Annotated in this window: 11 protein-coding genes; 4 read left to right on the plus strand and 7 right to left on the minus strand. The window is 74.4% G+C overall.

Going from position 1 to position 12997, the window contains the following annotated elements:
• Nucleotides 1–412 precede the first annotated feature (412 nt).
• Nucleotides 413–1357, plus strand: a complete 945-nt coding sequence (locus ACFV04_RS04700) for a nitrilase-related carbon-nitrogen hydrolase (RefSeq protein ID WP_380526787.1) — start codon at nucleotides 413–415, stop codon at nucleotides 1355–1357.
• Between the two features lie 107 nt (nucleotides 1358–1464).
• A complete protein-coding gene (gene tsaD / locus ACFV04_RS04705; RefSeq protein WP_380526789.1) occupies nucleotides 1465–2532 on the plus strand; it encodes a tRNA (adenosine(37)-N6)-threonylcarbamoyltransferase complex transferase subunit TsaD in 1068 nt (355 codons plus the stop codon).
• Nucleotides 2533–2650: 118 nt separating this feature from the next.
• On the opposite strand, the gene ACFV04_RS04710 is transcribed toward tsaD, so the two are convergent.
• The 5 genes from ACFV04_RS04710 to ACFV04_RS04730 all read right to left on the minus strand — a co-directional run bounded on the left by ACFV04_RS04710 (nucleotide 2651) and on the right by ACFV04_RS04730 (nucleotide 7867).
• Nucleotides 2651–3652 carry a LacI family DNA-binding transcriptional regulator gene (locus ACFV04_RS04710; RefSeq protein WP_380526791.1) on the minus strand — a complete coding sequence of 334 codons (1002 nt, stop codon included), beginning with the start codon at nucleotides 3650–3652 and terminating at the stop codon, nucleotides 2651–2653.
• Between the two features lie 52 nt (nucleotides 3653–3704).
• Nucleotides 3705–4763, minus strand: a complete 1059-nt coding sequence (locus ACFV04_RS04715) for an LD-carboxypeptidase (protein ID WP_380526793.1) — start codon at nucleotides 4761–4763, stop codon at nucleotides 3705–3707.
• 372 nt (nucleotides 4764–5135) lie between these two features.
• Complete coding sequence (locus tag ACFV04_RS04720) at nucleotides 5136–6680, minus strand: SulP family inorganic anion transporter (RefSeq protein ID WP_380526795.1); 1545 nt, start codon at nucleotides 6678–6680, stop codon at nucleotides 5136–5138.
• On the minus strand, nucleotides 6677–7279 hold the full coding sequence (locus ACFV04_RS04725) for a carbonic anhydrase (protein WP_380526797.1): 603 nt from the start codon (nucleotides 7277–7279) through the stop codon (nucleotides 6677–6679). The genes ACFV04_RS04720 and ACFV04_RS04725 overlap by 4 nt, the downstream gene beginning before the upstream one ends.
• A gap of 222 nt (nucleotides 7280–7501) precedes the next feature.
• On the minus strand, nucleotides 7502–7867 hold the full coding sequence (locus ACFV04_RS04730; protein WP_380526799.1) for a hypothetical protein: 366 nt from the start codon (nucleotides 7865–7867) through the stop codon (nucleotides 7502–7504).
• Between the two features lie 423 nt (nucleotides 7868–8290).
• Between ACFV04_RS04730 and ACFV04_RS04735 the strand changes: the two genes are divergently transcribed.
• Complete coding sequence (locus tag ACFV04_RS04735) at nucleotides 8291–9301, plus strand: beta-ketoacyl-ACP synthase 3 (RefSeq protein WP_380335173.1); 1011 nt, start codon at nucleotides 8291–8293, stop codon at nucleotides 9299–9301.
• Between the two features lie 19 nt (nucleotides 9302–9320).
• Nucleotides 9321–9569 (plus strand): acyl carrier protein, encoded by a 249-nt coding sequence (locus tag ACFV04_RS04740; RefSeq protein ID WP_360261098.1) that lies wholly within the window; start codon nucleotides 9321–9323, stop codon nucleotides 9567–9569.
• Between the two features lie 7 nt (nucleotides 9570–9576).
• Here ACFV04_RS04740 and ACFV04_RS04745 read toward each other — a convergent pair whose 3' ends face one another.
• Complete coding sequence (locus ACFV04_RS04745) at nucleotides 9577–10410, minus strand: methyltransferase (RefSeq protein ID WP_380335169.1); 834 nt, start codon at nucleotides 10408–10410, stop codon at nucleotides 9577–9579.
• Nucleotides 10411–10463: 53 nt separating this feature from the next.
• Nucleotides 10464–12974, minus strand: a complete 2511-nt coding sequence (locus tag ACFV04_RS04750; protein WP_380526801.1) for an FAD-dependent monooxygenase — start codon at nucleotides 12972–12974, stop codon at nucleotides 10464–10466.
• Between the last annotated feature and the right edge of the window lie 23 nt (nucleotides 12975–12997).

Consider the following 12997-nt stretch of genomic DNA (forward strand, 5'->3'; position numbering starts at 1 on the left):
AAGATCACTTACTCGGCCGGAGGCAAGAGCCGGAGGCCTCTTCTCCAGATCACTCCCGATCACTCCCGATCGCTCCCGGCCCGATCACTGTCGATCGCTGCCGGTCGCTGTCGATTGCTGTCGACGGACGCGCAGGAGCGCCGGAGCGGCCCGCCACCGGAGCGCCCGGCGTCGGAGTGCCGCGTTCCCGGGTCGGCCGGCCCTTGCCGGAACGTTCCGGCAAGAGCTACATTCCTCTTCACGCCGACGGTCCTGACTGAAATTTCAGCCAGCTTGACGCAGGTGAACAGCCCCCACACACACCGAAGGAGCCCCCCATGCCCGCGCCCACCACCACCGGCCGGCCGGCCGCCGCGAGGCCCGTCGCCCGCACCGGCCGGACGACCCGGCCGCAGTCCGAGGCGGTCCGGCCGTGACCGAGTACGCCCTCCTCACGTCCTTCGGCTCCCCCCTCGGCTCCCCCGGCCGCACCAAGCCCGCCGAACGCGAGCCGCTGCGCGTCGGACTCGTGCAGATGCGCTGGTACAGCGACCCGAACGAGCACGACGACCGGCTGCGCGAGGGCGTGGCCCTCGCCGCGGCGCAGGGTGCGACGGTGGTGTGCCTGCCCGAGCTGACCCGCAGCCCCTACTTCTGCAACACCGACGACCCGATGGCGGACGGCGCCGCCCGCTACCTGGAGGACGTCCAGACCGGGCCCACCGTCCGCCTCGCCGCCGAACTGGCCACGGGTCTCGGCATCAGCGTCCACGCGTCCCTCTACGAGTGCGCCGAGGACGGCGGGCTCGGCTACAACACGGCCGTCTGCGTCGACCGGGACGGCGAACTCGTCGGCCGCACGCGCAAGAACCACATCCCGGCCTTCCCCGGGTACCGCGAGGACCTGTGCTTCCGCCCCGGGGACAGCGGCTTCCCCGTCGTGGCCCACCAGGGCGCCCGCTTCGGCTTCCCGACCTGCTGGGACGAGTGGTTCCCCGAACTCGCCCGCGCCTACGCACTGAACGGCGCCGAGGTCCTCGTCCACCCCACCGCCATCGGCTCCGAGGTGGACCTGCCCGGCTTCGACACCCGGCCCATGTGGGAGCACGCCATCAGCGCCAACGGCCTCGCCAACGCGCTGTTCATGATCGTGCCCAACCGGATCGGCACCGAAGGCCGGTCGACGTTCTACGGCTCGTCCTTCATCTCCGACCCCTACGGCCGGATCGTGCTCCGCGCGCCCCGCGACCGGCCCACCGTCCTGGTCGCCGACCTCGACCTCGACCAGTGCCGGGACTGGCGGGAGTTCGGCCTCCTGCAGACCCGCCGCCCCGAGCTGTACGGCCCCGTCGCCTCAGCCGACCGGGCCGCCGGCTGAGCGGCACTCCGGGCCGGGCGGCAGGTCGCCCGGCCCGGAGCGAGCACCAGACACCCTCTTGCTAATCTCTCGCAGTTGCAAGAGTTAGGCAATAAGGGAGCCGTGCGATGGCGGAACCACCGGTGGTGCTCGGAATCGAGTCGTCCTGCGACGAGACCGGCGCCGGTCTGGTGCGCGACGGCGTGCTGCTGGGGCACGCCGTCGCGTCGTCCATGGACGAGCACGCCCGCTACGGCGGAGTCGTCCCCGAGATCGCCGCCCGCGCCCACGTCCACGCCGTGGCCCCCGTCGTCCAGGAGGCCCTGGACCGGGCCGGGCTCACCCTGGCCGACGTCGGCGCCGTCGCCGTGACCACCGGCCCCGGCCTGTCCGGGGCGCTGCAGGTCGGCCTCGCCGCCGCCAAGGGCTACGCCTTCTCCCTCGGCGTCCCGCTGCACGGCGTCCACCACCTCGCCGGGCACGTCGCCGCCGCCACCCTCGACGGCGGGCCGCTGCCCAACCCGTGCATCGTGCTGATCGTCTCCGGCGGGCACACCTCCCTGCTGCTGGTGCGCGACCTCGCCCGCGACCCGATCGTCCACCTCGGCGACACCCTGGACGACGCGGCCGGCGAGTGCTTCGACAAGGTCGCCCGGATCCTCCGGCTGCCCTACCCCGGCGGCCCCGCGATCGACCGCGCCGCCCGCCACGGCGACCCGGCCGCCGTCCGCCTCCCCCGCCCGCTCAGCGGACCGGACGACCCGCCGTACGCGTTCTCCTTCTCCGGGCTCAAGACCGCCGCCGCCCGCTGGGTCGAGGCCCAACGCGCCGCCGGCACCGAACCGCACGTCCCGGACGCCGCCGCCGCCCTCCAGGAGGCCATCGCGGACACCCTCACCCGCAAGGCCGTGCGGGCCTGCACCGACCACGGCATCGACACCCTCGTCGTGGTCGGCGGCGTCGCCGCCAACTCCCGTATCCGCGCCCTCACCGAGCAGCGCTGCGCGGCCGCCGGCATCACCGTGCGCGTCCCCGCTCTGCGGCTGTGCACCGACAACGGCGCCATGATCGCCGCCATCGGCGACCTGCTGGTGCGCTCCGGCGCCCGGCCCGCCCCGCTGGACCTCTCCATCGATCCCTCCGCGCCACTGGCGTACGCCGCCCTCACCCCGCTCGCCGCGACCCGCGCCGCGTGACGGCTGCCCCAGTCCTGACCGATCGCCACCGAGCCGTGCCGACACCGGCGTTGAAGAAGCGGCCGTCGATCGGTCCCGACGACGGCGGACGGGAACCGGGCCGGCCCCCGCACCGGTGTCAGGCCCGGCCCGCCGTGGACTCCCGGACCTTCAGCGTCCAGTCGTGCCGCCGTACGGCTCCGGGCCCGGCCGCCCCCGCGAGCAGCTCACTGAGCAGGGCCGCGCACGCACGCCCGTACTCGGCCGGGCGCAGGTCGACCGCGGTCACCCGGGGGTTGGAGCCGCGGGCCGCCGCGCCGTCGACGCAGGCGGCCACCAGCAGGCCGGAGCCCACCTGCAGACCGGCCCGCGCCGCGGCCGCCAGCACGCCCGGAACGGCGCCGTCAGGGGCACAGACCACCGCGTCGGTGGCCGGGAAGTCGCCGATCAGGTCCGCGGTGGCGGCCTCGGCCTCGGCCGGCGTGGCGGCGAACGGGACCGTCCGCACGACCACTTCGACGCCCTCGCGCGCGCTCCAGGCGTCGGCGGCCGCCCGCAGCGCGGCGGCCCAGTCCGAGCCGGGACCGGGCGCGAGCAGCGCCGGGCGGCGCGCGCCGCGCTCGGCGAGGTGGTCCAGCAACGCGAGCAGCGAGGCCGCGTTGTCGCACACCACCGCTCCGCTCGGGGCGGCGCCCCCGCCCAGGTAGCGTTCGCCGGTGACCACCGGGACGCCCGCGGCCAGCAGGTCCGGGACCTGCGGGTCCTCGACCTCGGGGTCGATGACCAGCAGGCCGTCGACCCGGGCGGCGAGTCCGCCGCCCGTCGCCGTCCCCGGCGCGAGCAGGACGAGGTCCAGCCCGTCCTCCCTGGCCCGCTCGACCGCGCCGAACGCCAGGTTCATGTAGTAGTCCTGACGCGTGGCGGTCCGCGGCAGGTGCAGGCCGATCGCCCCCGTACTGGACCGGCGCAGACTCCGGGCCGCCGTGTTGGGCCGGTAGCCGAGGTCCCGCGCCACCGCCCGGATGCGCTCCCGGGTGGCGTCGGCGACGCGGCCGGAGCCCTGGAGCGCGTCGGAGGCGGTGCTCTTGGACACCCCGGCGGCCCGGGCCACGTCGAGCAGGGTCACGGGGCGGCTGGTCACAGCGCGGAAGTCTAGTGCGCCGACCACATGCGTTCACCGGGTCGGTGATCCCTCACGTCAGGAGCCGAGCCTCCGGATCACCGGGAGGTACCCGGCCGACCGGCCCCGTCATCGCGTGCGGCCCTACCGCCGGTTCAAGCAACGACAACGTCCGCTGCTGTGCGTCGAGGCCGACCCGGATGCCGACCGGCATCGGCAGATTCGGGCCGGCATGCCCGAACTCGACGTTGCCCAGGACCGGGATGTCACGGTCGCCGAGGACGTCGAGGACGATCTCGGGCAGGGTCGGGGACGCGCCGGGTTCCAGCCCGCTGATCTCGCGCGGAACGCCCACGACCATGCCGGAGATCCGATCGAGGATGCCGCAGTGCCGCAGCACCTGCAGATAGCTCCACACGTGCGATGCGTGGCCGCCCATCTCCTCCCAGAACAGCACCGCGCCGTCGAACCGTTCGAGCGGCAGCGCGAAGGGCGTCGCCTGTGCCAGCACGATGCGGTTGATCACCCCGCCGATCAGCCGGCCTTCGGCACGACCGGGACGCCAGCACTCCCACGACGGGCTCGCAGGCAGCGCACCGATCGCCTCGGTGCCGGTCAGCAACCTGGCGTAGAGCTCTTCGAGTTCCGCCCGGCGCGCCACGGGCGCGGACTGCCAGTTTCCGCCGAAGCCGGGGACGGCCATGTCGGCGTGGAAGCCGACCAGGCCCGTGCGCGCATGGAGCACGAGGTGCAGCAGTGAGATGTCGCTGTAGCCGAGGATCGGCTTGGGGTCGGCCCTGATCGCCTCGATGTCGATCAGGTCGAGGTAGCCGAGCGCCGTCTGGCCGCCGTCGCTCGCGATGATCGCGCGCACCTCGGGGTCACGCAGAAGGCCGTTGAACTCCCCGGCGATCTCCGCCGGGGTGGCGGCGCTCCACCAGTGGCGGCGTCCTGCTTCGAGCAGCGGGGCCCGACGCACGCGGAGGCCCATCCGTTCCAGCACCACCACCGTCCGTTCGACATTGGGCTCGTGAGCGGCCGGCAGCGCACCGGACAGCGAGGCGATGACGACGAGGTCTCCGGACCTCAGGGCGCGTGGTCGAAGCAGGTGGGGCAGTGCAGGACCAGTCATGGCGTCAGTGTGCCGGTGCCACTCGGCCGGATCACACGAATTTCGGCGGCCGTCCGCCCCTGCCCAAGCCCTTCTCGCCGTGGATGCGGGCTCGTTCGCGGCGCCGGGCCGCGAGGACGTCCGGATGGCGGGCGGGCGTCGGTGCTGCGCCGGCGCAGGTGGGCGGGCGGGGCGCGAGTCCGGACGGTGTGGTCGGCGGTGGTGGGAACCGAGCCGGCGACGAGGTCGCCCCGGCGGGGTTCGGGCTGCTGCGCCGCCGGTGACGGCGGACGCCGGGCGGGGCGTGCCGCGGCGTGCCCCGCCGGCTCGGGCCGGTGCGTGTGGGCGGGCGCCCCGTCGGAGCGGCCCGCCCACACGCCGGCGGTCAGGACGTCAGGCGCTCACCGCCAGGGGTGGCTGCAGCCGGACGTCGGCGCTGCCCCGTGCGGCGTGCTGGTCGGCCCAGGTGAGGAGGGCGGTGCGGCAGGCGTGGTCGAGGTGTCGCAGGTCGCTCCAGTCGAGGTCGACCGCGCGGTCGGTCGGCAGGGATTCCAGGGTGTCCAGCAGCCTGGGCAGCCGCAGGAAGGTCGCGTTGCCGCTCAGCCGGACGTGCAGCGGGCCGCCGTCCCCGGTGTCGGTGAGGTCGATGTGCAGCTGGGAGGTCTGCCAGGCGCTCTTGGCGACGGCGAGGGCCACCCCCAGCAGGACGCCCTCGAAGAGGTTGGTGACGACGATCGCCCCCGCGGTGGCGGTGAGCACGACGACCTCGCTGCGGTGCGCCCGCCACAGGGCGGCGCCCTGCCGCAGCGGGATCAGTTTGCCGCCGGCGTGGATCAGCACGCCGCCGAGGACGGCCAGCGGTACCAGCCCCAGGGCCGCCGGTACGAGTGCGGCGAACAGCAGCAGCCACACGCCGTGCAGGACGCGGGAGGCCTTGGTCCGGGCCCCGGCCTGGACGTTGGCAGCGCTGCGGACGATCACGGCGGTCATCGGCAGGGCGCCGAGCAGCCCGCACAGGGTGTTGCCGATGCCCTGGGAGGTGAGCTCCTTGTCGTAGTCGGTGCGGCGGCCGTCGTGCATCTGGTCGACCGCGGCGGCGCTGAACAGGCTTTCGGCGGAGGCGATGACGGCGAACGCGAGGACGGTGCCCAGGCCCGCCGCGCTCGCGACGGCGCCGAGGCCGTCGGCGGTCGGGACGGCGACGGCGCCGAGCAGGCCGTCCACCCGGACCCGGGGGACGTCCAGGTCGAGGAGCGCGGTCGCGCCCGCGGCGAGGGCGACCGCCGCCAGCGGGGCGGGCACCGCCCGGACGGGGGCGGGCAGTTTCTTCCAGCACATCAGCAGGGCCACGGTGGCGGCGGTCATGGCGACGGCGGTCATCGCGGCCCGGCCGGTCAGCCAGTCGCCGAGCAGGGCCGGGATCCCGGCGACCTTCGCGGTGCCGGAGCCCGGCGCCGACCGCCCCGAGACGGCGTAGAGCTGCCCGAGGATCAGGATCAGCCCGATCCCGGCGAGCATGCCGTGGACGACCGACAGGGAGATCGCGCGGAACCAGCGGCCCATGCGCAGCAGGCCCATCGCGACCTGGAGGAGTCCGGCTGCGAGGACGACGGCTCCCAGCGAGGGGAGCCCGAACTTCTGGACGGCGTCGTGGACGAGGACGGTCAGGCCGGCGGCCGGCCCGCTGACCTGCAGGCTGCTGCCGGGGAGCAAGCCGACGACGAGTCCGCCGACGATGCCGGTGATCAGGCCGCGTTCGGCGGGCACGCCGGAGGCGACGGCGACGCCGACGCACAGCGGGACGGCCACCAGGAAGACGACCAGGGAGGCGGGCAGGTCCTGGCGCCAGTGCGCCAACGGGGCGCGCAGCAGGGAGCGGCCGGACCGGCCGGCGGCGTCGGGGCGGTCGGAGCCGTGGGAGCGGTGGGGAGTGTTCACAGCGGCAGGAACCCCCGGTCGGAGCCGGCGAGGACGGTGCCGGTGTGCACCTCGTAGTACCAGCCGTGCAGTCGCAGGGTGCCCTCCGCCAGTCGGCGGGTCACGCCCGGGTAGGTGCGCAGCCGGTCGAGCTGGGCGTGGACGTTGCGCTGCACGGGGCGCGCGACGTCCTCGTCCTGGTCGTGGGCCGGGACGGGCGCGAGGTGTCGGGTGGGCGGGGCGGCGTGTTCGAGCCAGGTCCGGACGGCGGGGACGGGGTCCAGGTCCTCGGCCCGGACCAGGGCCCCGATGGCCCCGCAGTGGGAGTGTCCGCAGACGATGATGTCCGGGACCTGCAGGATGTCGACGGCGTACTCGATGGTGGCGGCCTCGCCGCTGGGGGCGGCCGTGTCGTAGGCGGGCACGATGTTCCCGGCGGTGCGCAGCTCGAAGAGCTGGCCGGGGCGGGAGCCGGTGATCAGGGCCGGGACCACGCGGGAGTCGGAGCAGGTGATGAAGAGGGCTTCGGGTGCCTGCCCGGCGGAGAGCCCGCCGAGGTCGTGGCCGCTGGTGGCGAGCCGGTGCGGGAAGACGCGGGCGTGCGTCACTAGGGACTGCATGAGGGGTCTCCTTCTGCCCGCCCGGGTGGTGCCGGGCGGGGAGCTGCTGTCGTGGGGCAGCGGAGCGGGCTGACGCGGGACGGCCGTGGGGCCGCGGGTCCGATGGCCGGACGAGGCCCGGAGGTTCCGGGCGGTCGCCGCCTGAGGGCACGGCGAAGCCGCACGCGCCCGTCATGGGCGCACGCCGGAACCGTGCGCGGTGCGGTCAGCTCGCGGGAGCCGTCAGCAGCGGAACACCTGGAGGCGCGACAGTGCGGCCGGTCTCGACCCGTTGGCGTCGGGCACGGGCCCCCTGGGCACCGGGCCGGACGCGGGCGCCGCGCCGGTGCCGGTGTCGGTCGCCGCGCCGACGGCCGTACGAGCGGCCGTGCCGCCGCTCGTACGGTGGTGGGCGGTGGCGCGCTGGGTCGGTGCTTCGGTGAGGTGGTGGACCTTCCAGGCGGGGTGTCCGTCGGCGGCCGTGGACTGCGGCAGCGGCTCGGCGGCGAACGCCTGCGAGCCGGACCCGAGTGCGGCGAGCACGGCCGAGACGACCGCGGCCAGCAGGAGGGCGAGGCGCTTGCCGCGCGAGATCCGCCGTACCGTCACTGCCGCCTCCCCTCGGTCCGTCGCCGATCACCGTGGTGTCCAGCGTACCGACCGTGTGTAACCGGCACGTTGGCTCCGGGCGTCGCCGAGATGAGATTTCCGCTACACGCGTGAGGGTTCTGTGCGCGTCAATCGGGCTTTGGGCACAGCGATGTGAGGACTTGTCACCTTCCCGCGACGCGACCGCACATTCGGGGAGTGCGGGGCGGCCCCGCTCCTCCGCGCGGCCGCCCCGGGGCTGCGAGTCGCGGGATCCGCCGGGCTGTCGGGCGTGATACGACTGAGCCGCGCGGGACACCGCGTGTCCGTGCGACCACGCCGAGTGCTGTCGCCTTCAGTGTCCGTACGGCGCCCCGCTCGTCCTGTGCCGGCGTTCCGGACGGCGGGACGTCGAACGCGGGCCGTACCGTCGAGGGTGGAGAAGTGAGGGATCAACGAGCCCCGGCGGCCGTCCTGGTGGGGGTCGGTTCGTGTCTGCCGCCGCGTCGGGTGGCCAACGGCGAGCTGGCCGAGCGCCTGGGCCGAGCACCGGAGTGGATGTTCCGGCGCTCCGGCATCCGGTTCCGGCACGTCGTCGAGTCGGGAACCACCAGTGGGGACTTGGCGGTCGCGGCCGGTCGCGAGGCGCTGGCCGGGTCGGCGGTCGGCGACGTCGCAGCCGTGGTCGTCGCGACGACGTCACCGGACAGGCCGTGTCCCGGTACCGCTCCGAGCGTCGCCGCGCGGCTGGGAATGGCCGGTGCGGCCGCGTTGGACGTCCAGGCCGTGTGCGCGGGCTTCCTCTACGCCCTGGGTGTCGCACAGGGCCTGATCGCTGCGGGCACGGCCGACACCGTTCTGGCGATCGGTACCGACGTGCTGTCGTTGAGCGTCGCCCCCGACGACCCCACGAGCATGCTCTTCGGCGACGGCGCCGGCGCCGTCGTGCTCCGTTCCGGCCACTGCGACGAACCCGGCGCCCTGGGGCCGTGCGTGCTGGGCAGCGACGGCGGCGGCCTCGACCTGATCACGGTGCGCGGCGGCGGATCCGAGGAGCGATCGGCGGCACGCGGCACCCCGGCCGATCCGTACCTGCGGCTGGAGGGCCAGGAGGTGTTCCGGCGGGCCGTGCAGCACATGGCCTCCGCCTCCCGCGCGGCGCTTGACGCCGCGGGGTGGAAGCCGCAGGAGGTGGACCGGATCGTTCCGCATCAGGCGAACGCACGGATCACCGCGATGCTCGCCGAACGGTTGGGGCTGACGGCGGACCGTGCGCTGTCCAACATCGAGCAGGTCGGCAACACGTCGGCCGCGTCGATCCCGGTCCTGCTCGATCACGCTCACCGCGCGGGGGACCTCGCGCCCGGACACCGCGTCCTGCTCACCGCCTTCGGAGGCGGACTGACCTGGGGCGCCACCACCCTGGTGTGGCCCCGCCTCACCCACCCGCACTGACCCGTTCTGGAGGGACGACGTGTACGACATCCTGATCAACGTCCTGGTCGACAGGTTCCAGGTGGAGCCCGAGCTGGTCTCCCCCGGAGCCACGCCGACGGCGCTCGGCCTGGACTCGCTGTTCGTGGTGGAGCTCTCCCTGGTGCTGGAGCAGGAGCCCGGACTCGTGATCGACCACGACGAGCTGGCGGACGCCGCCACCCTGGCCGACATCGCGCGGTTGATGCAGGACAGGGCCGACGCGTCGTCCGGGGCCGCTCGGTCGTGAGGAGGTGTCAGCGGCGGCCGGCGTCCCGGGGGCGCCGGAACGTCAGGACGTGCACGGTGAAGCGCGACCCGTCGAACTCCGCCAGGCCCGCGGCCCGCCGTTCCCTCAGGAGCCTCAGCATGGTGTCCTTGTGCTCGGCGTACGTCAGGAGCGGGATGTCCATCTCGAAGATTTCGAGCGTGCCGCTCTCGTAGCCCCGCGCGGTGAGCTCCCTGACGGTCCGGGGGACGTCGGCCAGCGAGGAGTGCGCCATCAGGAGGGTGCCGCCCGGCACGAGCAGCGCGTCGATGCGCTCGACGACGTCCTCGTACACCGCACGGCCGCCGCTGCGGGCGACGAGCGCGGTCTCCAGCCCGTCACCCCGCGCATAGCTCGGGTCGTAGGGGAGGTGCGGCGGGTTGGTGATCACGAGATCGAACCGCTCGTCGGGGCCGTACTCCGCCAGCGGCGAGGTGACGCAGGTCAGCCGGGTGGCGTCCAGGCCGTTGGCCGCCACGTTGGCGGCGGTCTGGGCGGCGGAGGCGGGGTTGATGTCCAGCGCGGTCACCCGGCCGGCCCCGGCGGCGAGGAGGGCCACGCTGTAGAGGCCGGAACCCGCCCCGATGTCCAGGGCGCTGACACCCTCCAGGTCGGGGCCTCCACCGCCGTCGAGTGCGGCGATCAGGCTCAGCCCGCAGTCGGTCGGGAACAGGATCTCGGTGGGGTCCTCCACCGCGATCCGCAGCCGCGTGCCACGGAACTCGAAGATCCCGCACGAGGGCCGGGCCTCCCACAGCGAGCCGTTCTGGCCGACGGGCAGGGCACGGCGTCGGGGCAGCGCTTGGATCGGGGCGACGGTCATCGGAGCTGTGGACCTCTCGACGGTGGGTGGTGGTGCGGGACGGGTCCGACCGGTCATTCGACGAGTGCGGACAGCACGGTGCGAACGGATTCGTCGGCGATGCGCCGGGCGCGCGGCTCCGGAACGACGTGCTCGACGTAGCCGAAGTTCCAGGCGAGCCGGCCGTGGCTGGTGGTGGCCGTCGCCACGATGGTGCCCATGACCGAGATGCCCGTGACGAACTGGGCGTCGCGGACCCGCCACGGGCCCACCCGGTCGGGGAAGTCGTAGCGGCCGACGTTGGACAGGCAGAGGTTGATCGGCCCCTCCTCGTCCATGAACCGCATGAACGGACCGCTGTCGGCCGGCGACTTCGGCCCTGCCCAGCGCGGCAGGCTGAGCATGGCCAGGTGGTCCTGGCGCCGGCGGCGGCGCGCGAGGTCCTGGCTGATCTCCCTGGCCATGGTCCACAGTGGCAGGCCGGGCTCGTAGCGGACCCGGGAGGGGACGGTGGCCACATAGGTGCCGACCTCGTCCGGGGCGACGGCCGGCCGGAGATCACCACGGAAGTCGACCGGCGAGCCGATCGAGAAGTGTGCGCTCCCCCGGGTTCCCGCGTCCCGGGCGAGCGCCGTCACCATCGCGGCGGCCAGCACTCCGTGGACCGTGGTGCCGTGTCGTCTGGCCGCCCGCACCAACTGGTCCAGCCGGTCGGCGTCGAGGAATCTGTGCACCATCCGGGTCCGCCGCTGCTCGAACGGGACCGGGTGGCTGGGGACGACCCGCTGTGCGGGCTGCCGCCGGGCGGCCTGCCGGTCCCGGAGCAGCATGGCCCTGAGCCCCGCGACCCCTGCCGCGCCCCGGTGGCGGCGAGGGAGCAGGTCCTCCGTCGCGGGTCGCGCCCGGAGCTGGGTGACCGGGAGCGGCGTGCCGGATCCGGCCTGCGCGGCGAGTTCGATCCACTCCCGGAGCAGCGAGAGGCACGTCTTGCCGTCGGCGATGGTGTGCGACGCCGTCAGCACCAGGTCCTGGAAGCCGCCTTCGTCCTCGCCGTCGTTCCCTCCCGAGGTGATCACCACCGCGCGCAGCAGCGGCCCGGTGCGCCAGTCGATGCCGTCCGCCAGTTCGCGGTCGTTGACCTCGCGCTCCCAGCACGTGTCGGCCGCGGCGTCGTCCGGCGGCACGCAGACCTGCCGCAGCGGGATCGGCCGCCCGTCCAGCGGGGCGAAGGCGGGGTGCGTTCCGGCGCCGCCGTCGGTGATCGCGACCCGCAGCAGGGGGTGCCGGACCTGGAGCGCGTCCAGGGCACGGCGGTGCAGCGACGCGGGTACGTGCCCCAGGACGCGGGCCCGGGCGATGACGTTGAGGGGTGAGGTCCGGTCGACGATCCAGTACAGCCGTTCCAGGGGGCTGAGCGCGCGCTGGACGCTGCCTGGTCCGGCGGCCGGCCCGGCCGGGAAGGTGAGGGCCTGCGTGGTCTGCCGGAGGAGCACCGGGCGGGGCACCAGCCGGAAGTAGCCGTCCCGGAGCAGCCTCCGCCGGGGGCGCGCGCCGTGCGTCAGGTCGCTCATCGCGCGGGATGCGGCCACCATCGCCCTGGTGCGGTCTCGGCGTCGCTCCTCGTAGGTGCGCAGGGCCGGCCCGAGGTCGTCGCCCTTCGCCGATCCGGCGAGCGTACGGGCCAGGACGACGGCGTCCTCGATGGCCGTGCCCGCGCCCTGGGCGAGCGTGGTCAGCATGGGGTGGGCGGCGTCACCGAGAAGGGTGACGGGCCCCTCCCCCCACCGTTCCAGGAAGTCCCGGTCACGGGAGGGCACGGTGAGGATGTCCTCCGGCGGCGTGGCCTCGATCACCGCCCGCACTTCCTCGGCCCAGCCCGCGTACGCCCGCCCGAGGGTGTGCTTGACACGGTCCGGGTCGGATGCCAGTGCGGACAGGCCCGTGGTCGCCCACCAGTAGCAGCGGCCGTGGCCGATGTCGATGAGGCCGAACCGCTGTCCGCGGCCCCAGTAGTGGCGGACCCCGCCGGTGCCGAGGCGGGGGTGCCGGAAGGGGACGATGGCGAGCCCGAAACCGTAGCCGCTGTTGCGTGACACCTCGGGGCCGACGAGGTGGCGCCGTACGGCCGAGTTGAAGCCGTCGGCGCCGATCAGGACGTCCCCGGTGGCCGAACGGCCGTCCGCGAAGCGGACGGTGACGCCCGCGCCGGCCGGCTCGAAGCCGACCGCGGTCGCTCCCAGCCGGATCGGGGTGTCGGCGGCCTCCGCCAGCAGGGCTTCCTGGAGGTCGGCGCGGCTCAGGCAGAAGCTCGGCGCGCCCACCCGGGCGCAGGCGTCCTTGAACGGCAGGTCCCTGATCAGCCGGCCGCGCCGGTCCATGATCCGGAACGACTCCACGGCCTGGCCGCGCTTGTCCAGACCGAGGTCGATGCCGAAGGAGCTCAGGGCGGCGACGGCGTTGCTCATGACCGCCAGCCCGGATCCGGCCTCGCGCAGCCCGGTGGCGCGTTCGTACACCTCGACGTCGATGCCGACCCGCCTCAGCGCGACCGCACAGGTCAGGCCGCCGATTCCGGATCCGATCACAAGAGCCTTGGCCGGGTGCGAAG

This window comes from Kitasatospora sp. NPDC059599 (genome assembly GCF_042735125.1).
GTDB lineage: Bacteria > Actinomycetota > Actinomycetes > Streptomycetales > Streptomycetaceae > Kitasatospora.

Bases quoted from the DNA above. Each gene is read 5' to 3' on its own strand.
- tsaD (WP_380526789.1), top strand. From the start codon at position 1,465: ATGGCGGAACCACCGGTGGTGCTCGGAATCGAGTCGTCCTGCGACGAG.
- ACFV04_RS04715 (WP_380526793.1), bottom strand. From the start codon at position 4,763: ATGACTGGTCCTGCACTGCCCCACCTGCTTCGACCACGCGCCCTGAGG.
- ACFV04_RS04725 (WP_380526797.1), bottom strand. From the start codon at position 7,279: ATGCAGTCCCTAGTGACGCACGCCCGCGTCTTCCCGCACCGGCTCGCC.
- ACFV04_RS04745 (WP_380335169.1), bottom strand. From the start codon at position 10,410: ATGACCGTCGCCCCGATCCAAGCGCTGCCCCGACGCCGTGCCCTGCCC.